Origin of the sequence: Bradyrhizobium sp. WBAH42 (assembly GCF_024585265.1) — a bacterium.
Taxonomy (GTDB): domain Bacteria; phylum Pseudomonadota; class Alphaproteobacteria; order Rhizobiales; family Xanthobacteraceae; genus Bradyrhizobium.
In genome coordinates, this window is the sequence record NZ_CP036533.1 from 3,117,883 (window position 1) to 3,140,602 (window position 22,720).

Here is a 22,720-nt window from a genome sequence, read left to right on the forward strand (position 1 = left end):
GTGGTGGGCACGCTTCGCTTTGCCCACGCTACGGCACGGAGCTTCAGACAATCTCCCTCGCCCGTAAGCCCGCGATCTCCGCCGCGTCGAATCCCAGCTCGCCGAGTACCGCGTCCGTATCCGCGCCCAGCTCCGGCGCCATGCGATCCAGCCTGCCGCCGCCATGCGCGAGCTTGAAGCCGCTGCCGGCAAAGCGCAGGCGGCCGTATTGCGTGTCCAGCTCCTGGATCGCACCGCGCGCCTTCACTTGCGGATGGTCGATGACCTCCTCGACCTTCCAGATGCTGGCGCATGGCGCGCCGGCGTCTTCCAGGATCGTCTCCCATTCGCGTGCCGGCCGTTTCGCCAGCGCTTCCTCGATGATGGCGCGGAGCGCCGGCTCGTTCTCGTTGCGGGAGAACCAGTCGGCAAAGCGCGGATCTGACAGCGTGTCCTCGCGGCCGAGCGCAGCCATCAACGCGAGGTATTGCTTCTCGTTGTTGACGGCGAGCAGGATATGGCCGTCGCCGCACTTGAACAAATTCGCCGTGGTCCGGCGGCTCACCGCCTGATTGCCCGAGAGCGTTTGCCGATGACCGGCGACCGACCAGTCCGCGATCTGGCCCGAGAGAAACGCCAGCGTCGCCTCCAGCATGGAGACGTCGATCAGCTGCCCCTTGCCGGTGCGGTCGCGCTGGTAGAGCGCGCTCGACACGCCGAACGCGGCCGTGGCGCCCGACAGCACGTCGCACACCGCAAAGCCGGCGCGGGTCGGTCCGGTCTCGGGGTGGCCGGTGATCGCCATGATGCCCGACAGCGCCTGCATCTTGCCGTCATAGCCGGGGCGCAGGCGATCCGGGCCGGTCTGGCCGAAGCCTGACACCGCGCAATAGATCAGCTTCGGATTGATGGCCGACAGCGCTTCATAGCCGACGCCGAGCTTGTCCATCACGCCGGGGCGGAAATTCTCCATGACGACATCGACGCGGCTTGCGAGCTTCTTCACGATCGCGATCGCCTCCGACTTCTGCAGATCGAGCGTCAGGCTGCGCTTGTTGCCGTTGATGGCCTGGAATGCCGGCGCCAGGCCGCGCTCGGCCCATTCGCGGGACAGCGGCGTGCGGCGCATGTCCTCGCCCTCGCGCCGCTCGACCTTGATGACGTCGGCGCCGAGCAGCGCGAGCTGATAGCTCGCATAGGGGCCGGCCAGCACTTGCGTGAAATCCAGGATCTTCACGCCCTCGAACGGTCGCGTCACGTCGCTCTCCCTTGATTGTTGTTATCGGAGGACGTCAGGCGGCGCGGTTGCCGCGCGCGATCTCCTTCTGCTTGTCGAATTCGGCGCGGCGGCGCGCCAGCTCTTCAGGGCTCAGCTGCGCGACGTTGTTGTAGTCGAGCTTCCAGGAGGCATCCTCGCTCCAGCGCAGCGGCGACTGCATCGTGGTCTGCGGACCGCTCGCGGTCTCCAGCAGCCGGAGCGCGAGCTCGAGCGTCTGCGCCTGCGAGGCGATGTCGTGCGGCTTGCCGGCAGAATTGCCGAGCGGGAAATCAGAGAACAGGAAGCGCGGCACGGCGGCGTGCTCGACGATGTCCTTGGCACAGCCCATGATCACGGTCGGAATACCGTTGCGCTCCAGATGCCGCGCCACGAGCGCGGTGCTCTGGTGGCAGACCGGGCAGTTCGGCACCAGCACCGCGACATCCACCTTGTCCGCGAGGCAGCGCGCCAGGATCTCCGGCGCGTCGGTGTCGAGCGTGACACGATGGCTGCGGTTGGTCGGCGCGCCGAAGAAGCGCGGGGCGATCTCGCCGATCCGCCCCGCGGCGGACGCTTTCAACAGCTGTGGCAGCGGAAACCAGGTGCCGCTGTCGGTGGCCGAGGTGTGCTTGCGGTCGTAGCCGATGTGCGAGATGCGCAGGTCGTGCTCTTGCGACGTGTCGCCGTCATAGACCTGATAGAACTTCGCGCTGCCATTATACGCCGCGCCCGGCCCCTGGTCGCCCTTGGCCGGATCGTAGGGCGCAGCGGTGGTGATGAGGGTGACGCGCGATTGCGAAAGCGGCTTCTTCAGCGGCTGGAACGGCGCCTCGGTGTAATGCGCCCAGCGGTACGGCGTGGTGTAGCCGATCGCCGCGTAATAATCGCGGGTGCGCTGCATGTAGGGAACGGGGGAGTCGTAGTCGGGCGCAAAGCCGAATTCGTCGTCGCGCGGAGCAGACATGGCGCGTCTCCTGGTTCTTGGTTGGGGCCAGAGTAGAGATAGTCGGGAGTGAGCTCAACCGGGGGAGCGGCGGCGCAGGTCAGAATTGCAGACGAGGATGGCGCGGCGCCGACAGTGCCTCTTACCCTCCCCTGGAGGGGGAGGGTCGATCGCGCGCAGCGCGAGCGGGGTGGGGTGATCTCTCCACTCGGGCACTGTTGGATGTGGAGAGACCGTCACCCCACCCCGTCTCACATTTCGCTGCGCTGCATGTGAGCCGACCCTCCCCCTCCAGGGGAGGGTAAGAGCGCCACCTACCTGAACACGTGCAGCGCTGCATATTGCAGCAGCATGATCGCCTTGGCGTCGATGATGCGGCCGTCGGCGATCATCGCCAGGGCCTCGTCGATGGAAAGCTCCAGCACCTCGATGTCCTCGCCCTCGTGCTCGAGGCCGCCGCCGTCGCTCACCCGCATCTCGGGCTCATATTCGGCGACGAAGAAATGCAGCTTCTCGGTGATGGCGCCGGGGCTCATGAAGGCCTCGAACACCTTGTGGACGTGGTGCAGGCGATAGCCGGTCTCTTCCTCCGCCTCGGCGCGGATGCGCTCCTCGGGCTCGGCGTTGTCGAGCACGCCGGCGGCCGCCTCGATCAACAGATCGTCGTAGCCGCGGATGAAGGCCGGCAGGCGGAACTGGCGCACCAGGATCACGGTCCGCCGCGCGAGATTGTAGGGCAGCACCGCGGCGGCGTTGTCGCGCTCATAGGTCTCGCGATGCTGCGTCTGCCACTCGCCACTGGCGCGCCGGTACTCGAACGTCGTGGTCTTCAGCGTGGTCCAGCCGTCCGAGAGCACGCGGACGTCCTTGATGCGGACGCGGTCGGAAATGGTCATGAGGTCTCTCTCTTCTTCACCTCTCCCCGCTTGCGGGGAGAGGTCGCATCCCATCGGAGATGGGATGCGGGTGAGGGGGTACAGGTCCATCGACGATCTCGCGTGCGGAGAGAAGCCCCTCACCCCAACCCTCTCCCCGTAAGAACGGGGCGAGGGGGCGCAGTTGCGTTCGCGGCCGCATCTCGATCTCAATTGCTTGGCGTGGTCGCGCGGCCGTCGAGCCACTTCTGGAACATCACGGAGGTCGATAGCTCGAAGCCCAGCGAGCCATAGAACGCATTGGCCTGCGCGTTCTCGCGGCGGACCAGGAGCTGCAGCTTCGAAATCCCGGCGCTTCGCAGCCAGTCCTCGGCCGCGGCCATGATGATGCGGCCATAGCCGCGCTTCTGACAGGTGGGATCGACGGCGACGTAATAGACCCAGCCGCGATGGCCATCATGGCCGACCATCGCGGTGGCAACGATCGCGCCGTTCTCGCGGCCGACCAGCACGGTGGAATTGGCCCGCCGCCGCGCCAGCGCGATGTCGGCATGCGGATCGTTCCAGGGCCGCGTCAGGCCGCAGCGCTGCCATAGCGCGACGACTGGCTCGACATCGGCGTCGGAGATGGGCTCGATCGCAAGGGCGCTCACAGCACCTTCCCCGGATTCATGATGCCGAGCGGATCGAGCATCGCCTTGACCTGTCGCATCAGCTCGAACGCGGTCTTGTCCTTCACCTCGGGCAGCTCGTCGCGCTTGAGCACGCCGATGCCGTGCTCGGCCGAGATCGAGCCGCCCATGCGCAGCACGATCTCGAACACCACCGCGTTCACATCATGCCAGCGCGCGAGGAAATCGGCGGTGTTGGCGCCGATCGGCTGACTGACATTGTAATGCAGATTGCCGTCGCCGAGATGGCCGAACGGCACCGGCCGGGCGCCGGGGATCAGCTTCACCACGGCCGCATCGGCTTCCGCGATGAATTCGGGCACGGCCGCAACCGGGACGGAGATGTCGTGCTTGATCGAGCCGCCTTCCGGCTTCTGCGCCGCCGACATCTCGTCACGCAGCTTCCAGAACGCCGCGCGCTGGGCGAGGCTCGCCGCGATCACGGCATCGTCGACGATCTCCTCCTCCATGGCGCGGGCGAGGATCGTCTCCAGCGGCGTGCGGGCATCCTCGCTTGGCGATGACAATTCCATCAGCACGTACCAGGGATGCTTCTCGGCGAGCGGATCGCGCACGTCGATGCCGTGGCGCACGGAGAAATCCACCGCCAGCTGCGACAGCAGCTCGAAGCTCGTCAGCGCATTGGCGGCCTCGCCTTGCGCGATGGTGAGCAGCTTCAGCGCCGCCGCCGGCGATTTCAGCCCGACGAAGGCGGTCTCGATCGCCCGCGGCTTCGGAAACAGTTTCAGCGTCGCCGCGGTGATGATGCCGAGCGTGCCTTCAGCGCCGATGAAGAGGTTGTGCAGATTGTAGCCGGTGTTGTCCTTCTTCAGCTTCGACAGCGCGTTCAGCACGCGCCCGTCGGCGAGCACCACTTCCAGCCCCAGCGCCATCTCGCGCGCGACGCCATAGGCGAGCGCCGCGGTACCGCCGGCATTGGTGGAGAGATTGCCGCCGATGGTGCAGCTGCCTTCGGCACCGAGCGACAGCGGAAACAGCCGGTCGACCTCGGACGCCTTGGCTTGCGCGATCTGCAGCACCACGCCGGCTTCGACCGTCATGGTGTTAGAGGCGGTGTCGACCTCGCGGATCTTGTCAAGCCGGCGCAGCGACACCACCACCTCGCCATTATGCGGCGTCTGGCCGCCGACGAGCCCGGTGTTGCCGCCCTGCGGCACCAGCGCGATGTTGTGCGCGGACGCGAGCTTGCAGATGGCAGAGACCTCCGCCGTCGAGCCCGGGCGCAGCACCAGCGGCGAGCGGCCGTGGAACAAATTGCGCTCCTCGGTGACGTAAGGCTCGATATCAGTCGGATCGGTGATCGCGTGGCGGTCGCCGACGATGTTGCGGAATTGCGCGATCAATTCGGGGGCAAGCGGCGGGGTGGCAGGCTTGTTGATGTTCATGTCCTCGTCTCTTGCTTCACCGCGCCACCGCGGCGCGGCGCAGCCGGTCGTTGATCGCCTCACCCAGACCATCTTCGGGTATCGGCATCACCGCAATCGCCCGCGGCGCTCTCGCATCGAGGCTGCGAAGATAGCCGAACAGATTGGCGGCGGCTTCATCGAGATCACCGGTGGGCGACAAATTCATGACGGCCGACGCGGCGTCAAGGCCGGGCAGGCGCGCGGGGCCGAACGCCAGCAGCGCCTCGCCCGGCGCGATCTCACGCGCATCGAGCCGCACATGGGCGCGCGGCGCGTAATGCGAGGCCAGCATGCCCGGCGCCAGCGGCTGGCCGTCGTCGCTCTCGGCCTCCGCCGGCGGCCGCGCCAGCGGCGCGCCCAGCACCGCCTCGATCCGCTCGCGTGACAGCCCGCCGGGACGGAGCAGCATCGGCGCGTCGAGGCAGCCGACGATCGTCGATTCCACGCCGACCGTAACAGGCCCGCCATCGACGATCAGGTCGATCCGCCCGGAAAGGTCGCTCTCGACATGGGCAGCCAGCGTCGGCGAGACGTGGCCGGAGATGTTGGCCGACGGCGCCACCACCGCGCCGCCGAAGGCGCGCAGGATCGCCTGCGCGACGGGATGGGCGGGGATGCGGATCGCGACCGTGTCGAGTCCGGCGGTGGCAAGATCCGCCACCGGGCAGTCCTCGGTCTTCGGCACCACCAGCGTCAGCGGCCCCGGCCAGAACGCTTCCGCCAGTGCCAGCGCGCGCGCATCGAATCGCCCGATCCGCCGCGCGGCCTTGAGGTCCGCGACATGCGCAATCAGCGGATTGAACGCCGGCCGCCCCTTGGCGGCGTAGAGATGGGCGATCGCGGTGGCATTGGCTGCATCCGCCCCGAGCCCGTAGACCGTCTCGGTCGGGAACGCGACCAGCCCGCCGGCCGCAAGTCGCCGGGCAGCGGCTTCCGCGCCGGCCGCGCCGGCCGGCAAAATCAGCGTTTCAACACCCGTTTTCACGAGGGCAAAATTCCTCAGCTCGGCCGCTTGCAGTGCGTCAAACCCGACGCTATAAGCCGCCTTCTTGTCGGAGTGTGGCTCAGCCCGGTAGAGCACTGCGTTCGGGACGCAGGGGTCGCAGGTTCGAATCCTGCCACTCCGACCATCATTTCAAGTACTTATACTTTCTACGTTTTTCCCACGCAATGAAATGCGCAATGATTTGAGGCACGGCAGCCATCCCTGTCGATCCCAGGCTTATGCCAGGGGCGTCGAGGAGCAGATCAGGCTGATGCGGGACGACCTAAACGAACCCTGGCGGGATGTCACGTAGGACATGATCGAGCATCACAAATGCTCCCTCCGGACTTACGGGCCTTTTTGGCTGACCTCCGGGCGCCAATGGCGCGCGGGGGATAGAGTTCATCTCAGCGCCTTCCTCCAAACGCCTACGCAGCCTCTTCATCCGGATGAAGGTCCTTGTCAGCAAGCCTCGCACCATTGGCGGAGATCGGCAATTGTCCGGAAACAAAGACAAAAGCACCGGCTCTCACCGCATGACCGTCGTACCCACCTGGGGCCGCCACTCCGTGAGGTTCTAGGCAGGCAATGTCACCAGCCATTAAACCTCCGCCATCTTTCAATGCCGTTTTCCGAGGCATGATATTCGGAGAATTGTGCTCCGGTAGCACAGGCGTGATTCGGGAGTATTCGAAGTCGTGTGCCAATCGGAAAGCAATTTTCAAGAGAGATGACAGGACCGTTTCTTACGGCGAGGATTCCGTGTTCCTGATTTGCTGCGATCATCACCAAGTCTTCCTTGAGCGGGCGCCCCTCTAAATCGCATGCGATCCCGTATCCGTAATCACGGCGCTGACGAGCAGTGCCGCGGTCTCGGCTCATCGCCATCCATCCGGCGTCGACGATAATCCAGCCTTTCTCCGACTGATGGCCGACCACGCTCGTCAGCACGGACAGGGCGATATCGTCGAACGCGCAGACGCCGACATTCGTCATAAATAGATCGAAGAACACGTACACGCCGCAGCGCACTTCCGTAACGCCGTCCAAGGCGCGGGCGGACAGCGCTGTCGGGGTCGATCCGACGCTCACGACCGGGCATGGAAGGCCGGCAGCGCGAAGCCGTTCGGCCGCGCGAACGCTCAAGGCACGCTCCTGCTCCGCCAACCGCTCCAGAGCCCCGGGCTCGTCGAGTTCATAGGAGTTTCCGGCATGAGTCAGCACGCCGCGAAGTGTGGCGCCGCCGGTGTGAAGAATGCGGCCGATCTCGATAAGACGCTCATCCTCGGGGCCTACACCCGAGCGGTGTCCGTCAGTGTCGACCTCGATCAGGACGTGGAAAGGATCGCGATGGGACTGCGCCTCGACGACGGCTTGCGCAGCCTCGACCGAGTCGACCAGAATTTTGAGGCGGCAGCCTCGATCACGCAGTCGCTGGGCCCGGCTGAGCCGGTGCGGCGCGATGCAGACCGCGTAGAGGATGTCGTCGTAGCCCGCAGCAAAAAACTCCTCGGCTTCGCGCAGGGTCGAGACGGTGATGCCGTTCGAGCCCGCGGCGCGCTGCCTGTCCGCAACAGCGAAGCATTTGGTCGTCTTGACGTGGGGACGGAAACTGACGTCCAAGGCGTTCATCCGGTCCTGCATGCGGGCGATATTACGCTGCATGCGCACGACGTCGACGATGGCAGCGGGCGTTTCGATGTCGGAAAAAGATGTCATGCTTAGTCCAGATATTCGCCCTTGGCGCGCAGCACTGGCACGTCGTGCTCCAGCCCTTGGGCGATCAGCGCGCTGACGGCACCGGGCTCGAGGTCCGATCCCCGTGGCAGTTCGACACCCACCGCTGTCATTTGCCGCATGACATCCGGGTCGACGAGTGCTGCGCGCAAGGCGTCGTTTAATTTCTGACGCACCGGAACGGGCGTTCCCCTTCGCACGAAGATCGCGTTCCAGGAGCGGAGTTTCACGCCCGGATAGCCGGCCTCTGCCGTAGTGGATATTTGAGGCGCCTGCGGCAGGGGCTGATCACTCAGCGCTGCGATGGCCTTGATCGTTCCGCCGAGCACTTGAGGGAGCGCTGTGGTGGTCTGGTCACACATGAAGTCCACGTGACCACCCATGAGGTCGTTCATCGCTGGGGCAATGCCGCGATATGGAACATGGGTGATGCTCAGTTTCAGGTTTGACAGCAGCAGAACGCAGGCATAGTGCGAAATCGATCCGACGCCAGCGCTGCCATAGGTGAGTTTCTCGCCGTTGGCACCGGCATAGGTGACGAACTCATGTAGATTGGATGCCGGCAGGTCCATCTTCGCGACAAGAAGTGTGGAAGCCATCCCAGCGAGGCCCACAGGCTCGAAGTCGGCGATTGGGTCGTATGGAAGGCGTTTGTAGAACGCGACATTCGCGACATGTGTGCCGATGGTGCCAAATCCGAGCGAGTATCCATCCGCAGGCGCCTTTAGCAATTTGGTTAGGCCGATGGTGCCGCTGGCGCCGCCAATATTTTCTACGATGATCGACTGCTTCAAGTGGGCGGCCATGGCTTGAGCCACCGCCCGGCCAAGTGCATCGCTCGGGCCACCGGCGGGAAACGGAACGATCAGCGTCAATTGCCTCTCGGGAAACTCCTGGGCCGTTGCCGCAGAGATGTTCAATCCGACTGCGAACATGGCGGCCAACGTGCGAGATATCATGAAAAGTCCTCCAGCCAGGGAACGAGGTCATCGAGGTTCGGAGATTCTCTCTCGGCTGCCGGTGCGCCCTCCGGACGAGCCAAGCCCACGCGATTGTGCCAGTAGGTGCGCAGCCCGACGGCTGAGGTGCCGATGAGGTCGCAGCCGGAGCCTGCGACAAACGCTGCGTCCGCAGCCGACACGCCCAGCATGTCCAACGCAAGACGATAGGGGCGGGAGTCGGGCTTATAGAAGCCGGCCTCCTCCGCGGTGATCACGACATCCCATTGTGTGCGGAGGCGGGCGGCAGCCATTCGTCCAAGGCGCGTCGAGCAATTGGTGACGACTGCCAGGCGCGCGCGTCCGGCCAACTGGTCTAGCGCAGCCTGCGCGCCGCTCCAGACCGGGAGGGACATCCAATTTGCTTCGAGGGCGTCTGCCGCCGACGGAGCGAGACCAGTTGCGCGCGCAGCCTGGCGGACCAGATCCTCATACGGAACATAACTACCGCAACCATAGGTCATGCGGAGATACTCGGCCCTCCAGGCTCGGCCCGACGCTTCGGATCCGGCGGAGGCATTCCAGACGCTCCAGGAATCGAGGAGCGCCGTGAGAAGATCGAAAAGAACGGCGCGGGGCATGGTCATTGTCAAACTTCTATCACTTCGGGGATCAGTTGTGTTTAAGTATGATTAGCTTATCCTTTCAGGAAAATTGAATGATTGCGCTTGAGGATTTTCGATTTGTGGTAGCCCTGAGCCGAACCGGCTCGCTTAGCGGGGCGGCGAGGGCGCTCGATGTCACGCCGCCGGCGCTTTCCATGCGATTGAAAAAGCTGGAGGCCGTTCTCGGAATCAATCTTGTCGTCCGCAACTCCCGAGGCCTGCGCTTCACGCCGGAAGGCGAACGGCTCGTTCATGAAGCCCAGTCCCTGTTGGCGCGTATCGATGATCTGGGGAACAGTCTCAGCGGTGGCGCATTTGCCGGCCCCCTACGGGTTGTCGCGCCCTTTGGCTTTGGCAGGATTCATGTCGCGCCCGTCATGGCGGCATTCATTCGCGACTACCCACAGGTGCGTGCGACGCTGGATCTTTCCGAAACCCCCTGGAACAGCAATGTCGAAGCTGACGTCGTCATCCATATCGGGACAGTCCGGGATTCCTCGTGGATCGCTCATCTTCTTGCCCGCAACGCGCGCTGGGTGTGCGCCAGTCCCGGCTATCTTCGACGACGCGGAACGCCGTCACATCCCCGCGACCTGGCGCAGCATGCATGTCTCTCCGTTCGCGAAAACGAAGAGGACGTGACGCTTTGGCGCTACAGGAACAGCCACGCATCATCCCGGCGATCAGAAGCGCTTCGAATAACTCCGGCACTCACCAGCAACAATGGTGAGGTTGTTCGCGAGTGGGCTATTGCAGGGTTGGGCATCGCACTCAGGTCCGAATGGGACGTGGCGCCATCGGTTAAGAAGGGCGAACTGCGTCGGCTGTTTCGTGAATATGAATTCGAAGGCGCCGATATTCTGGCCTTGGTGCCAACGCGTCGCGGGGTCTCAGCCCGTGTCTCGCATTTTGTTGAAAGCCTGAAAACCCGCTTTCAACCGAGGCCGCCTTGGCGAAGTATTTGACGTGCAGCGCTCGAAGCCGCCTTGATGGCGGTTCGGCCGACCGATTTGGCTCTCGCCATGGGGACGCGTCGAGCAATGTCCGCTATCAGCGCGAGAGAGCGGGGTCATGACCCGGAGCCGAACCGGGGCGGGACAGCGGCGCGGCCGTGATCGGCCACGCCGCTGTGATCTTGCGATGGAAGGGCCCCTAGTCTTCGTAGGGTGCGTAGGCTGATGTGCCCCAGCGGGGCTCGTCATATCCGTAGCCCGGGCCCTGATAGCCGTAGGTGTTGGTGGGGTGCCAACCGCCGATGCGCTGGCATTGGCCGACGCCGGCCATCAACTGGCCGCCGCTCATCGCCGGGCCGGCGGCGCCGACAGCTTCTCCACTAGGTGTCGTGCACCAGCCGGGACCGCGTCCCGCAGCGAGGCTGGGGCTTGCAGTTGCGAGCGGCAAAATCGCGGCAAGAGTTGCGGCGACGCTCACGAGTTTCGTACGTGTCATGGTTGTCTCCATGTTCGGGCTTCAACGGGGGACCAATCCCTCCTGCCGCGAGACGTTCCGCGCGGAACGGTCGCGATGTCGCGAGCAAAGGGTTTCCTCGGGTTTCACGGAACGCGGTGATTCCATTCATGTGAGCGCGTCGTCGCGAGCGCATCATCATCTGCGCGCGATCAGCACACCCACCAGGAAGGCCACCAGCAGCGACGGCAGCGGGGCGTCGCGCACCATGCCGCGGACCACGTCTTGCCAGTGCTGCTCCGGCACCAGTTTCGGCGATCGCACGTTTGGCGCGGGCTCGATGGCCCAGCTGGATGCGAGCTCGGCGATTTCGCTCTGCGCGAGGCGCACGCCGTCGCGGACGCGAAAGATTGCGGCCTCGGATCGCTCGCGCGGCGCGAGCAGCATCAAGGTCTCGACGGCCGTGCGCAGCGTCATCTCGCCGTAGCCTTGCAGCCTGACCTGCTCCTCGGGATCGGACGTCATGCGAAATCCCTCACAAGCCGAATTCTTCATAACGCGAAGGGGCGCGCGATGGTGAAGACGCCGCCGCGCACAGGACCGGCATGGATACCGCACCGGCCACGCCGCGCGCGAGATAGGCGCGCGTCGGGTGCCTGCTCATGATCTCGCTCCATGCTTTGCATGGAAATGGCCGCCGCCGCGCTTGGTTCCCCCTGGCGCGGCGCGAATCGGTAGGCCTGGTTATTTCCGCAGCAGCTCGCTCAAGGCCGCCGTCGCCTCGGCGCAGCGGATGTCGTCGATCTCGCGCGACAGGCTGAGCGCGCTCGATCTCAGCTCTTCCAGCTTCCAATTCTCCGGATTCTGGTTCTCGAGCTGGCTGAGGCGCTTGTTCAGATCGTCCAGCCTGGATTGGAGCTGCCCGATGCTGGCGGCCCCATTCACTTTCCAAACGCGTTGTGCACGCATCGTCTTCCCCTGATAGTCTCACGGCCTTGTGAGAGCGGTTCGTGGCCGGAATGGGAGTTTGTTTTGTCCAGCTTCAGACGGTGGGGAACCGTTGCAGATCGGCAACGAAATTCCCGTCCAGGTGCTCACCCAGTGCCGCAAGATGATACCCGCAGGCACGGAATTTGATTGTGCCCTCGGCACGGAGGGCCGAGGCGGCCTGTGCGCGCGGTGCGCCGCCCGATAGGCTCGGGCCCGGCGCACTCGAAAAAGATGAGGAATGACGCGTGGCGAGAATTATGACCATCGCAGCCGGCCAGCTCGGACCGATCGCGAAGAGCGAGACCAGGACCGCGGTGGTGGCGCGGCTGATGGCGTTGATGCGCGAGGCACGGGCTTGCGGCTGCGATCTGATCGTCTATCCCGAGCTGGCGCTGACCACGTTTTTCCCGCGCTGGTACTTCGAGGACCAGGCCGAGATCGACAGCTTCTTCGAGCGCGAGATGCCGGGCTCCGAGACGCAGGCGCTGTTCGATCTCGCGCGCGAGCTCGGCATCGGCTTCTGCCTCGGCTACGCCGAGCTGACCGTCGAGGCCGGGATCGTCAGGCGCTACAACACGTCCATCCTCGTCGACCAGAGCGGCGCGATCGTCCTGAAATATCGCAAGGTGCATCTGCCCGGCCATGCCGAGCACGAGCCCTGGCGCGAATTCCAGCACCTGGAGAAGCGCTATTTCGAGCCCGGCAGCGGCTTCGGCGTGGTCGATGCCTTCGGCGGCGTGATGGGCATGGCGATCTGCAACGATCGCCGGTGGAGCGAGACCTATCGCGTCATGGGGCTGCAGGGCGTCGAGATGGTGCTGATCGGCTACAACACGCCGGTGCACAATCCGCCCGCGCCGGAGCATGACGATCTCTCGCTGTTCCACAATCACCTGGTGATGCAGGCCGGCGCCTATCAGAACGGCACCTTCGTGGTCGGCGTCGCCAAGGCCGGCAACGAGGAAGGCGTCGATCACATCGGCGGCAGCTGCGTCATTGCGCCCTCGGGCGAGATCATCGCGGCCTGCACCACCAAGGGCGACGAGATCGCGCTGGCGCGCTGCGATCTCGATCTCTGCAACTCCTACAAGCGCACCACCTTCAATTTCGACGTCCACCGCCAGCCGCGGGCCTACGGCATGATCGTCGAACGGAAGGGCGTGACGACGATGGCGGATGGCACGCCGGTGAAGGGGTGATGCTGCCGTCGCCCGGATGGAGCGACAGCGTAATCCGGGGCCGCTCGCCGGTTCATGGACGCGTAGGATGGGTAGAGCCCTTGCGAAACCCATCATGCTTCGGCGAGGAGGATGCGTGATGGGTTTCGCTTCGCTCTACCCATCCTACGAAAGCCGTTCAGAGAATTGCTGCCACACTCCGTCATTGCGAGCGCAGCGAAGCAATCCAGAGTCTCTCCGCGGCGGTAGTCTGGATTGCTTCGCTGCGCTCGCAATGACGAGGAGGAGAGTGTGCGCACCATACTTCGCTCTCCTGCCCCGGACGCAGCGCAGCGTCCCCGGCGATGCGAAGCATCGTCCGGTGCGGTGCGCTGCAGAGCCGGGCCCATCTATCCGCACCGCGCCGTGACGTCACCATCATGTCCCCCTTCACAACCACGTGTCTTTATTCGGAAACGTTCATTCCCTATTATCCCGCAATGCAAAAGACCGCCCGCCGCTCCCGGCCTGCCGCACGTCCGCCCGGCCGCCCCCGGGAATTCGACATGGACACCGCGCTCGACCGCGCCGTGCGCGTGTTTCGCGAGCGCGGCTATCATGCCACCTCGATCGGCGAGCTCACCGCGGCGATGCGGCTCGCCACGGGAAGCATCTACAAGGCGTTTCGCGACAAGCATGCGGTGTTCCTCGCCGCCTTCGAGCGCTACGCGGCGCTGCGCCAGGAGCAGACCCGCAGCGCGGCGGCGCGCGGCGCGAACGGCTGCGAGCGCATCCGTCACCTGCTGCTGTCCTATGTCGAGCATTCCCAGGGTAGCGAGGGGCGGCGCGGCTGCCTGGTCGTCGGCAGTGCCGTCGAGCTCTCCGCGGTCGATCCGGTCGTCGGCGCCCGCGTCAATGCGCAGCTCGAGCGCAACGAAAGCTTCATCGCCGGCCTCATTCGCGAGGGCCAGGCCGACGGCTCGATTCCCCGCCACGTCGCGGCCGATGACACCGCACGGCTGATGATCTGCATCACGCAAGGCCTGCGCGTCGTCGGCAAGGCCCGCGTGCCGCTCGAAGGCGAGCGCCTCGTCGGCGTCGCCATGAAGCTGCTCGCCTGAATTTATCGTCATAATAGGGAATGATCATTCCCTATTAATATCTGGAGTCGATGCGAATGACCATGAATGCCACGATCGAGACCGCGCCCGGGCCGGATGCGGTGTCGCAGCGCCTGACCTTCGTGCTCGCCGCGGCCTGTGGCATGGTCGCCGCCAACATCTATTATGCGCAGCCGCTGATCGCCCCGATCAGCGCCGCGCTCGGCCTGTCGCATGCAGCTAGCGGGCTGATCGTGACCATGACGCAGATCGGCTACGGCACCGGGCTGCTGCTGATCGTGCCGCTCGGCGATCTCGTCGAAAACCGCGCGTTGATCTGTTCGGTGATCATGCTCGGCGCCGCGGCGCTCGTCGCCGCCGCGTTCGCAAGCCATGCGCTGCCGTTCCTGCTCGCGGCGCTGTTCATCGGCCTCGGCTCGGTCGCGGTGCAGATCATCATCCCCTATGCGGCGCATCTGGCGCCAGAAGCCATCCGCGGCCGCGTCGTCGGCAACGTCTCGACCGGCCTGATGCTCGGCATCATGCTGGCGCGTCCGGTGTCGAGCTTCGTCACGGCCTTGCTGTCCTGGCACGCGGTGTTCTTCGCCTCCGCCGCGCTGATGATCGTGCTCGCGGCCGCGCTCTGGATGACGCTGCCGAAGCGCAAGCCGGTCACGCGGATGCATTACGGCCAATTGCTGCTGTCGATGCCGCATCTGGTGCGGGCCACGCCGCTGCTGCGGCGTCGCGCGCTCTACCAGGCGAGCCTGTTCGGCGCCTTCACCCTGTTCTGGACGGTGGCGCCGCTCCAGCTCGCCGGCGAGTTCGGCTTCTCCCAGCGCGGCATCGCGCTGTTCGCGCTGGCCGGCGTCGCCGGTGTGTTCGCCGCGCCGATCGCCGGGCGCCTCGCAGACCGCGGCCATAGCCGTATCGCGACGCTGGTCGCGATGCTGCTCACGGCCGCCGGCTTCCTCGTGACCGCCATCGGCGCGCCCGGCTCGATGCTGAACCTCGCCTGTCTGGTGGTCGCCGCGATTGCGATCGATATCGGTGTCCAGGGCAACGTGGTGCTGGGTTTCCGCGCCATCTTCGCGCTCGGCCATGAGCACCGCAGTCGCCTCAATGGTCTCTACATGGCGACGTTCTTCGCCGCCGGCGCGGCCGGCTCCGCAGTCGGAGCCTGGGCGTTCGCACAGGGCGGCTGGATGCTCGCATCGGCCATTGGCCTTGCTTTGCCCGTCGCGGGGTTGCTCTACGCGGTGACCGAGTAGCGGCCGGTCGCCGGGATGGCGCTATGCGAGCCGTTCACCAACCGCGCGATGAGGCAATTTCCATCTCGCGGATGGTGTGCGGTTGTAGTACTTTCGTCGCAAACGCACCTGGTTAACGGGCGGCAGGGGGAGGCTGATGAAGCGTGCGGGGCTGTTTGGCGTACCGCGGGTACGGCCATGGTCGTGGCAGGCGTTTCTGCTCGGATTGGCCGTCGTCGCGATGTCGGCCGTGCTTCAGGGTATCTGCGTCGCGCTCGGCGCAAAGTTCTATTTCGCAGCATTCCTGCCCGGCCTGTTCGTGCTTGCGCTCATGACGGGCGCACCGGCGGCGGCGTTGGCCGCGCTGCTCACGGTGCCGCTGGTGTGGTGGGCGTTCATCCCGCCCTTTTTCGAGTTCAACGCACTGACCAGCGCGAATGCCGATTCCATCAACCTGTTCTGTCTTCTCGCAGTCCTCCTGATCGGCCTTGCCGATCTCTGCCGCGCCACGATGACGATCGTCAGAAGCGGTGGGCTGAAGCCCTCGGGCGAGAGCGCGGCAACGAATCCGTAATAGATCGCGCCGCGCGCGTTGCGGCTGCGCAACAGTCCGGCAACCATCCGCGGACTTGCCGCGCGCCGCTAACTTTTCGAAAAAGATTTGGCCGCAGTTTCTCCCGCGGGAATGACGAGGGAGTTTTCGGACATGAACGGTCACGCCATCTTGGAGAACGTGCGCCGCTACCGCGGCATCGCATCGCTCTATCGCCAGACCGCAGCATTCCGCCCAGGCCAGAGCTGGTCGCTGCTGGAGCAGGCGAGGGAGTGGGAAGCGCGGGCGCTGTCGGAGCTGGAAGCCTATTTCGCCTCGCGCTCGGACCATGCCGTCCCGCTCGCGGCCTGATCGTTAACGACCTGCGCGGCCGTGAACCGGCGCGCCGCAGGCAAGATCCCTCACGGGGCGATTACGGAGTTGTCTCCGCGCCCTTCTGTGCTAGCAACGGGTCGATCGAAATCTACTTCACGACGGCCGGGGCAAAAGATGACCACGTTCAACCGCATCTTCACGACGGAGCGCCTGCTCCAGATCATCGTGGTGCTGGCGGCGACCCTTGCCATGAAGCTGTTGAGCTGAGCGCCGGCCGGCTACCGCCCGCCGAGTTCGGGTACGTCGGGCAGATAATTCGAGCCTTCCGAGCCGAGAAAATCGAACATCGCCTGCGCCGGCGGCAGCAGCACCTTGTCGCTGCGGCGGATCACGTACCATTGCCGGACGATCGGCAGGCCTGCGACGTCGAGCACGACCAGCCGGCCCTCGGCGAGCTCATGCGCCACGGTGTGGGCCGAGATGAAGGCGATGCCGAGCCCGGCGATCACCGCCTGCTTGATGGTCTCGTTGCTGCTCATCTCCATGCCGATGATCGGCTCGAGATCGGACTTCTGGAACATGCCCTCCATCAGCGTCCGCGTGCCCGAGCCCGGCTCGCGGGTGAGGAAGGTCTCGTGCACGAGGTCGGTCAGGCTGAGGCCGGAATCCTTCTCCAGCCAATGCCCCTTGCGCGCGACGATGACGTGCGGGTTGCGCCCGAGCTGGCGGACGTCGACGGTGACGTCGGCCGGCGGCCGACCCATCACCGCGAAGTCGAGGTCGTAGCCGTGCATGGCCTCGCGGATCTCCTCGCGATTGCCGATGGTGAGCTTGATCTCGATCTTGGGGTAGCGCTTGGAGAACGCCGCGATCGCATGCGGCACGAAATACTTGGCCGTCGAGACCGCACCGAGATGCACCGTGCCGCCGGTCCGCCCCGCGAGCAGGTCGAGCGCGCCCTGGCAATCCGTGATCGCGGCCTCGACTCGTTCGGCCAGCGCCAGCACTTCCTTGCCCGCCTCGGTCAGCAGCATGCCGTCGCCGGTCCGCTGCACCAGCGGCAGGCCGGCGAGGTCCTGAAGCTGCCGCAGCTGCTGGGTCACGGCCGGCTGGGTCAGCCCGAGATGGCCGGACGCCGCCGTCACGCTGCCCTTGGCCGACAACGCCGCGAGCGAGCGCAGCTGCCGGATCGTCAAATGCCGGAGCTGGGCCGCCGCATGGCCGGGACCATTATAAGAAAATTCTTTGAGGCTCATTATGAATAGAAATTTTCCTTATTAAGCCGCCGCTGTCAATCTCCTGATGCCGGGACTGACCGCACCGACCTCCAGAGTGGAGGGAACGGATGCGGCACCGGCCCAGGGGATGGACGCAGATGACCGGGCAACTCAGGCTGGACGACCACCTTCAACGGTATTCCGAGACCGCACCTCACGCGCTCGCGGTGGCCGGCGCCGTCGACGCCATCGCGGCGGCGGCGATCGAGATTGCCGGTCTCATCGCCAGCGGCGATCTCGCCGACGCCTCGGGCCTCACCACCGGGCGCAACAGCGACGGCGATCTCCAACGCGACCTCGACGTCCAGGCGGACGCGATCCTGCGCCGTTGCCTCGGCCGGCTGCCGATCGCCGCGCTGGCGTCGGAGGAGATGCGCGAGGCCCAGATCGTCGATCGTCAGGGGCGCATCTGCATCGCGATCGATCCGCTCGATGGCTCCTCCAACATCGACATCAACATGACCGTCGGCACGATCTTCTCGATCCTGCCGGCCCCCGATGATCTCTCACTGGCCTTCCATCAGCGCGGCTCGGCGCAGCTGGCGGCGGGCTTCGTCACCTACGGCCCGCAGACCTCGCTGGTGCTGACGCTCGGCGACGGCGTCGACATCTTCACGCTCGATCGCAAGGCGGGCTGCTTCCGCCTCGCGCGTAGCGCCGTGCAGATCGTCGAAGCCTGCGAGGAGTTCGCGATCAACGCCTCGAACCGCCGGCACTGGGATCCGCCGGTGCGCGCCTTCATCGACGAATGCCTCGCCGGCGTCGACGGGCCCGCCAACCACGATTTCAACATGCGCTGGATCGGCTCGCTGGTCGCGGAGGCCTATCGCATTCTCACCCGCGGCGGCGTGTTCCTCTATCCCTCCGATGCGCGTCCCGGCTACGGCGACGGCCGCCTGCGCCTGACCTACGAGGCGCATCCGATGGCCATGATCATCGAGCAGGCCGGCGGCTCGGCCTCGACCGGGCGCGAGCGCATCCTCGATCTGTCGGCGCAGAGCCTGCACCAGCGCGTGCCGCTGATCATGGGCTCGAGCAACGAGGTGCGGCGCGTCGAGGAGCTGCATTGCGATCCGCTGCTGGTCGCCAGCGTCTCGGCGCCGCTGTTCGCGCGGCGCGGATTCTTCCGGCTCTAAGCGAGGTCACGCCATGTCCAGGAAACATCCGATCATCTCGATCACCGGCTCCTCCGGCGCCGGCACCACCTCGGTCAAGAAGACCTTCGAGCAGATCTTCTTCCGCGAGAAGGTCAATGCCGCCTACATCGAGGGCGACGCCTTCCATCGCTACGACCGCGCCGAGATGCGTGCGCAGATGGCGAAGGAGGCCGAGCGCGGCAACAAGCACTTCAGCCATTTCAGCCCCGAGACCAATTTGTTCGAGGAGCTCGAGCGCGCCTTCCGCGACTATGGCGAGACCGGAACCGCGGTGACGCGGCACTACGTCCACGACGCCGAAGAATCGGCGCTGCATGGCGCGGCACCCGGCACCTTCACCGACTGGAAGCAGCTGCCGGAGAACTCCGACCTGTTGTTCTACGAAGGCCTGCACGGCGCGGTGGTCACCGACAAGGTCAACGTCGCGCGCTATGCCGACCTCAAGATCGGCGTCGTGCCCGTCATCAATCTCGAATGGATCCAGAAGCTGCACCGCGACCGCAGCGCGCGTGGCTATTCGACCGAGGCCGTCACCGACACGATTTTGCGGCGGATGCCTGACTACATCCACTACATCTGCCCGCAATTCACCGAGACCGACATCAACTTCCAGCGGGTGCCGACGGTGGATACCTCGAATCCGTTCATCGCGCGCTGGATCCCGACGCCGGACGAATCGATGGTGGTGATCCGCTTCAAGAACCCGCGCGGTATCGACTTCCCCTATCTGCTCTCGATGCTGCCGCAGAGCTGGATGTCCCGCGCCAATTCAATCGTGTGCCCCGGCGCCAAGCTCGACCTCGCGATGCAGCTGATCCTGACGCCGCTGATCATGCAGCTGATCGAGCGCAAGCGCAGCCTGAAGTGAACAGGGAGAGACTCCGATGAACATCTCCGTCCACGCCGAAGCCGACCTCAATGCGGTCACGCACAACGATCTTGCCAATGCCGTCCGCTTCCTAGCGGTCGACGCCATCGAGGCAGCGCAGTCCGGCCATCCCGGCCTGCCCATGGGCATGGCCGATGTCGCAACCGTGCTGTTCTCGCGCTTCCTGAAGTTCGACTCGGCCCACCCAAACTGGCCGGACCGCGACCGCTTCGTGCTGTCGGCGGGGCACGGCTCGATGCTGCTCTATGCGCTGCTGCACCTGACCGGTGGCGATGTCAGCCTCGACGACATCAAGGCCTTCCGCCAATGGGGCTCGAAGACGCCGGGCCATCCCGAGTATGGCCACACGCCTGGTGTCGAGACCACGACCGGACCGCTGGGCCAGGGCATTGCGACCGCGGTCGGCATGGCACTTGCCGAGCGCATGGCGAATGCGCGGCATGGCGATGGCCTCGTCGATCACTTCACCTATGTCATCGCGGGCGACGGCTGCCTGATGGAGGGCATCAGCCAGGAGGCGATCTCGCTTGCCGGCCATCTCGGGCTCGGTCGGCTGATCGTGCTGTTCGACGACAACGGCATCTCCATCGACGGGCCGACCTCGCTGGCGACGTCGGACGACCAGCTCGCGCGCTTCGCCGCCTCCGGCTGGTCGGTGCGCCGCGTCGACGGGCATGATCCCGAAGCGGTGGCGCAGGCGATTGCGGAGGAGCGGGGGACCGCAAAACCGTCGCTGATCGCCTGCCGCACCATCATCGGCTATGGCGCGCCTGATCGGCAGGGCACCGAGAAGGCGCACGGCGCGCCGCTCGGCACCGAGCAGACGGCAGCGGCGCGCCGGACTCTGGGTTGGGACTATCAGCCCTTCGTGGTGCCAATCCCGGTGCTCAAGGCGTGGCGGATGATCGGGCAGCGCGGGCAGGTCGACCGTCTCGCCTGGCTTGATCGTTACGAAAACGCCACGCCTGAGCAACGCGATCTGTTCGTAGAAGGCAAGGCCGTGGCTCTGCCGGCTTCGTATGCGCTGGCCGCGGCGAAATTGCGCGAGCGCTTCGCCAGCGAGCGGCCGAAGCTCGCAACGCGGCAGGCCTCGCAGCAGGTGCTCGACGGGATTGCTGGAACGATAGCCGGCCTGATCGGCGGCTCGGCAGACCTCACCCATTCGAACCTGACGCACGCCAAGGCGCAAGCTGCGGTCAGGAGCGGTGCATTCACCGGCGACTACATCCACTATGGCATCCGCGAGCACGGCATGGCCGCCGCGATGAACGGCCTCGCGCTGCATGGCGGCTTCATCCCCTATGGCGGCACGTTCCTCGCGTTCTCCGACTACAGCCGGCCGGCGATCCGACTTGCCGCCCTGATGCGGCTGCGCGTCATCCATGTGATGACGCACGACTCCATCGGTCTCGGCGAGGATGGCCCGACGCATCAGCCGGTCGAGCATCTCGCGGCACTGCGCGTGATTCCGAACCTCCTGGTGTTCCGTCCTGCCGACGCGGTGGAGACGCTGGAAGCCTGGGACTGCGCACTCAGCTCCGAAAACCGTCCGTCCGTGATGTGCCTGTCGCGGCAGGCGCTGCCGACCTTCCGCAGCGACGCCCGCGGCAGAAACCGCGTCGCGAACGGTGCCTATCTCGTCGTCTCGCCGGATGGCGGCCGCGACGTGACGTTGATCGCAACCGGCTCGGAAGTTTCCATCGCGCTGGAAGCTGCGCGTCTGCTGGCGACCGAGCACGTTCGCGCCGCCGTCGTCTCGGCACCGTGCTTCGCGCTGTTCGAGGAACAGCCGGAGGACTACCGCGCCGCCGTGCTCGGCACCGCACCGCGTGTCGGTGTCGAGGCCGCTGTCGCCGGCGACTGGCATCGCTGGATCGGCGCTGACGGCGAATTCGTCGGCATGCGCGGCTTCGGCGCCTCGGCGCCGGCGCCGGTCCTGTACCGCGAATTCGGCATCACGCCGCAAAGCATTGCGGAAGCGGCCCGCCGGGCGATCGCCCGCAAAAGCCAATAAGGAGGACGACCCGTGGCCCGTATCACCCTTCGCCAATTGCTCGATCACGCTGCCAGCCACGGCTACGCCGTGCCGGCGTTCAACATCAACAACATGGAGCAGGGCATTGCGATCATGCAGGCGGCGGCCGCGGTCGATGCGCCCGTCATCATCCAGGCCTCGCGCGGCGCGCGCAGCTATGCCGGCGATCTCATGCTCTCGCACATGATCGACGCGCTGGAGCGGACCTATCCGGACATCCCGCTCTGCATGCACCAGGACCACGGCAATGACGAAGCGACCTGCGCCTCGGCCATCGCGCATGGCTTCACCTCGGTCATGATGGACGGCTCACTCAAGGCCGACGCCAAGACGGCGGCTGACTATGACTACAACGTCGCGATCACGCGCCGCGTCGTCGATCTCGCCCATTGGGTTGGCGCTTCCGTCGAAGGCGAGCTCGGCGTGCTCGGCTCGCTCGAGCACGGCGGCGGCGAGCAGGAGGATGGCCACGGCGTCGAGGGCAAGGTCAGCCACGACCAGCTCTTGACCGATCCGGACCAGGCCGTCGACTTCGTCCGCGCGACGAAGGTCGATGCGCTGGCGATTGCGATGGGCACCTCGCACGGCGCCTACAAGTTCAGCCGCAAGCCCGATGGTGACATCCTGGCGATGCGGGTGGTCGAGGAGATTCACCGCCGGCTGCCGAACACGCATCTGGTCATGCACGGCTCCTCCTCGGTGCCGCAGCCGCTGCAGGACATGTTCAACCAGTTCGGTGGCGAGATGCCGCAGACCTGGGGCGTGCCGGTGGAGGAGATCGTTCGCGGCATCCGAAGCGGCGTGCGCAAGGTCAATATCGACACCGACTGCCGTCTCGCGATGACCGCGGTGTTCCGGAAAGTGGCCGCGGAAACGCGCTCCGAGTTCGATCCGCGCAAGTTCCTGAAGCCGGCGATGGACGCGATGCGCGAGCTTTGCCGCGAGCGGTTCGAGCAGTTCGGCACCGCGGGCCATGCCAGCAGGATCAAGGTGGTCCCGATGAGCGAGATGGCGCGGCGCTATCGGGCGGGCGAATTGGACCCGCGCATCACCCGCGAGCCTGTTGCCGCTTAACCAATCAGCAGAGAAGAGTGAAAAGAGCAGGAGAGAGA

23 protein-coding genes and 1 tRNA gene are annotated in these 22,720 nt (G+C 65.6%); 11 read left to right on the forward strand and 13 right to left on the reverse strand.

The features are described from left to right. Window positions 1–43 precede the first annotated feature (43 nt). The 6 genes from DCG74_RS14555 to DCG74_RS14580 form a co-directional block, all read right to left on the reverse strand. Entirely contained in the window at window positions 44–1,237 is a 1,194-nt protein-coding gene (locus tag DCG74_RS14555; protein ID WP_172787280.1) for a CaiB/BaiF CoA-transferase family protein, read from the reverse strand. Between the two features lie 34 nt (window positions 1,238–1,271). Continuing rightward, window positions 1,272–2,201 carry a glycine/sarcosine/betaine reductase selenoprotein B family protein gene (locus DCG74_RS14560; protein ID WP_172787281.1) on the reverse strand — a complete coding sequence of 310 codons (930 nt, stop codon included), beginning with the start codon at window positions 2,199–2,201 and terminating at the stop codon, window positions 1,272–1,274. Between the two features lie 293 nt (window positions 2,202–2,494). Beyond that, window positions 2,495–3,076 carry an NUDIX domain-containing protein gene (locus DCG74_RS14565; protein WP_172787282.1) on the reverse strand — a complete coding sequence of 194 codons (582 nt, stop codon included), beginning with the start codon at window positions 3,074–3,076 and terminating at the stop codon, window positions 2,495–2,497. Window positions 3,077–3,264: 188 nt separating this feature from the next. Beyond that, a complete protein-coding gene (locus tag DCG74_RS14570; RefSeq protein ID WP_172787283.1) occupies window positions 3,265–3,708 on the reverse strand; it encodes a GNAT family acetyltransferase in 444 nt (147 codons plus the stop codon). After that, window positions 3,705–5,132 (reverse strand): FAD-binding oxidoreductase, encoded by a 1,428-nt coding sequence (locus DCG74_RS14575; protein ID WP_172787284.1) that lies wholly within the window; start codon window positions 5,130–5,132, stop codon window positions 3,705–3,707. Before DCG74_RS14575 ends, DCG74_RS14570 begins: the two co-directional genes overlap by 4 nt. A 16-nt stretch (window positions 5,133–5,148) precedes the next feature. Then, window positions 5,149–6,138: an L-threonylcarbamoyladenylate synthase gene (locus DCG74_RS14580; RefSeq protein WP_172787285.1), complete on the reverse strand. Its 990-nt coding sequence runs from the start codon at window positions 6,136–6,138 to the stop codon at window positions 5,149–5,151. 68 nt (window positions 6,139–6,206) lie between these two features. Between DCG74_RS14580 and DCG74_RS14585 the strand changes: the two genes are divergently transcribed. Continuing rightward, window positions 6,207–6,283 (forward strand) — tRNA-Pro (locus tag DCG74_RS14585). 446 nt (window positions 6,284–6,729) lie between these two features. On the opposite strand, the gene DCG74_RS14590 is transcribed toward DCG74_RS14585, so the two are convergent. Genes DCG74_RS14590 through DCG74_RS14600 form a run of 3 tightly spaced genes read right to left on the reverse strand, consistent with a single transcriptional unit; the run spans window position 6,730 to window position 9,460 of the window. Then, window positions 6,730–7,857, reverse strand: coding sequence for a DSD1 family PLP-dependent enzyme (locus tag DCG74_RS14590; protein ID WP_172787286.1), 1,128 nt, complete (start codon window positions 7,855–7,857; stop codon window positions 6,730–6,732). Window positions 7,858–7,859: 2 nt separating this feature from the next. Further along, window positions 7,860–8,834 carry a tripartite tricarboxylate transporter substrate-binding protein gene (locus DCG74_RS14595; RefSeq protein ID WP_172787287.1) on the reverse strand — a complete coding sequence of 325 codons (975 nt, stop codon included), beginning with the start codon at window positions 8,832–8,834 and terminating at the stop codon, window positions 7,860–7,862. Further along, window positions 8,831–9,460, reverse strand: coding sequence for an HAD-IA family hydrolase (locus DCG74_RS14600; RefSeq protein ID WP_172787288.1), 630 nt, complete (start codon window positions 9,458–9,460; stop codon window positions 8,831–8,833). The genes DCG74_RS14595 and DCG74_RS14600 overlap by 4 nt, the downstream gene beginning before the upstream one ends. A 71-nt stretch (window positions 9,461–9,531) precedes the next feature. Here DCG74_RS14600 and DCG74_RS14605 point away from each other — a divergent pair, with 71 nt between their 5' ends. After that, window positions 9,532–10,443 carry a LysR family transcriptional regulator gene (locus DCG74_RS14605; protein ID WP_172787289.1) on the forward strand — a complete coding sequence of 304 codons (912 nt, stop codon included), beginning with the start codon at window positions 9,532–9,534 and terminating at the stop codon, window positions 10,441–10,443. Between the two features lie 187 nt (window positions 10,444–10,630). On the opposite strand, the gene DCG74_RS14610 is transcribed toward DCG74_RS14605, so the two are convergent. The 3 genes from DCG74_RS14610 to DCG74_RS14620 form a co-directional block, all read right to left on the reverse strand. Continuing rightward, window positions 10,631–10,927 (reverse strand): hypothetical protein, encoded by a 297-nt coding sequence (locus DCG74_RS14610; protein WP_172787290.1) that lies wholly within the window; start codon window positions 10,925–10,927, stop codon window positions 10,631–10,633. Between the two features lie 156 nt (window positions 10,928–11,083). Further along, a complete protein-coding gene (locus tag DCG74_RS14615; protein ID WP_172787291.1) occupies window positions 11,084–11,410 on the reverse strand; it encodes a hypothetical protein in 327 nt (108 codons plus the stop codon). A 219-nt stretch (window positions 11,411–11,629) separates the two neighbouring features. Then, on the reverse strand, window positions 11,630–11,854 hold the full coding sequence (locus tag DCG74_RS14620; protein WP_018648745.1) for a hypothetical protein: 225 nt from the start codon (window positions 11,852–11,854) through the stop codon (window positions 11,630–11,632). A gap of 278 nt (window positions 11,855–12,132) precedes the next feature. Here DCG74_RS14620 and DCG74_RS14625 point away from each other — a divergent pair, with 278 nt between their 5' ends. The 5 genes from DCG74_RS14625 to DCG74_RS14645 all read left to right on the forward strand — a co-directional run bounded on the left by DCG74_RS14625 (window position 12,133) and on the right by DCG74_RS14645 (window position 16,286). After that, window positions 12,133–13,074, forward strand: a complete 942-nt coding sequence (locus tag DCG74_RS14625) for an N-carbamoyl-D-amino-acid hydrolase (RefSeq protein WP_210268391.1) — start codon at window positions 12,133–12,135, stop codon at window positions 13,072–13,074. 458 nt (window positions 13,075–13,532) lie between these two features. Then, complete coding sequence (locus DCG74_RS14630; RefSeq protein ID WP_172787377.1) at window positions 13,533–14,153, forward strand: TetR/AcrR family transcriptional regulator; 621 nt, start codon at window positions 13,533–13,535, stop codon at window positions 14,151–14,153. 56 nt (window positions 14,154–14,209) lie between these two features. After that, on the forward strand, window positions 14,210–15,403 hold the full coding sequence (locus DCG74_RS14635) for an MFS transporter (protein WP_172787293.1): 1,194 nt from the start codon (window positions 14,210–14,212) through the stop codon (window positions 15,401–15,403). A 136-nt stretch (window positions 15,404–15,539) separates the two neighbouring features. Further along, a complete protein-coding gene (locus DCG74_RS14640; protein ID WP_172787294.1) occupies window positions 15,540–15,956 on the forward strand; it encodes a DUF4118 domain-containing protein in 417 nt (138 codons plus the stop codon). 132 nt (window positions 15,957–16,088) lie between these two features. Then, the gene (locus DCG74_RS14645) at window positions 16,089–16,286 is read left to right on the forward strand and encodes a hypothetical protein (RefSeq protein WP_172787295.1); all 198 of its coding nucleotides are present in this window, start codon (window positions 16,089–16,091) and stop codon (window positions 16,284–16,286) included. A 242-nt stretch (window positions 16,287–16,528) separates the two neighbouring features. Here the strand turns inward: DCG74_RS14645 and DCG74_RS14650 are convergent, their stop codons facing one another. Next, window positions 16,529–17,506 (reverse strand): LysR family transcriptional regulator, encoded by a 978-nt coding sequence (locus DCG74_RS14650; RefSeq protein WP_172787296.1) that lies wholly within the window; start codon window positions 17,504–17,506, stop codon window positions 16,529–16,531. A gap of 119 nt (window positions 17,507–17,625) precedes the next feature. Here DCG74_RS14650 and DCG74_RS14655 point away from each other — a divergent pair, with 119 nt between their 5' ends. From DCG74_RS14655 to fba, 4 genes are read left to right on the forward strand one after another with little or no spacing between them, the layout of a single operon-like run. Beyond that, window positions 17,626–18,663, forward strand: coding sequence for a class 1 fructose-bisphosphatase (locus tag DCG74_RS14655; RefSeq protein ID WP_172787297.1), 1,038 nt, complete (start codon window positions 17,626–17,628; stop codon window positions 18,661–18,663). A 13-nt stretch (window positions 18,664–18,676) separates the two neighbouring features. Further along, window positions 18,677–19,552: a phosphoribulokinase gene (locus DCG74_RS14660; protein ID WP_035716173.1), complete on the forward strand. Its 876-nt coding sequence runs from the start codon at window positions 18,677–18,679 to the stop codon at window positions 19,550–19,552. 16 nt (window positions 19,553–19,568) lie between these two features. Then, window positions 19,569–21,587 (forward strand): transketolase, encoded by a 2,019-nt coding sequence (gene tkt / locus DCG74_RS14665; RefSeq protein WP_172787298.1) that lies wholly within the window; start codon window positions 19,569–19,571, stop codon window positions 21,585–21,587. Between the two features lie 12 nt (window positions 21,588–21,599). Then, the gene (fba, locus tag DCG74_RS14670; RefSeq protein WP_172787299.1) at window positions 21,600–22,682 is read left to right on the forward strand and encodes a class II fructose-bisphosphate aldolase; all 1,083 of its coding nucleotides are present in this window, start codon (window positions 21,600–21,602) and stop codon (window positions 22,680–22,682) included. Window positions 22,683–22,720: the final 38 nt, after the last annotated feature.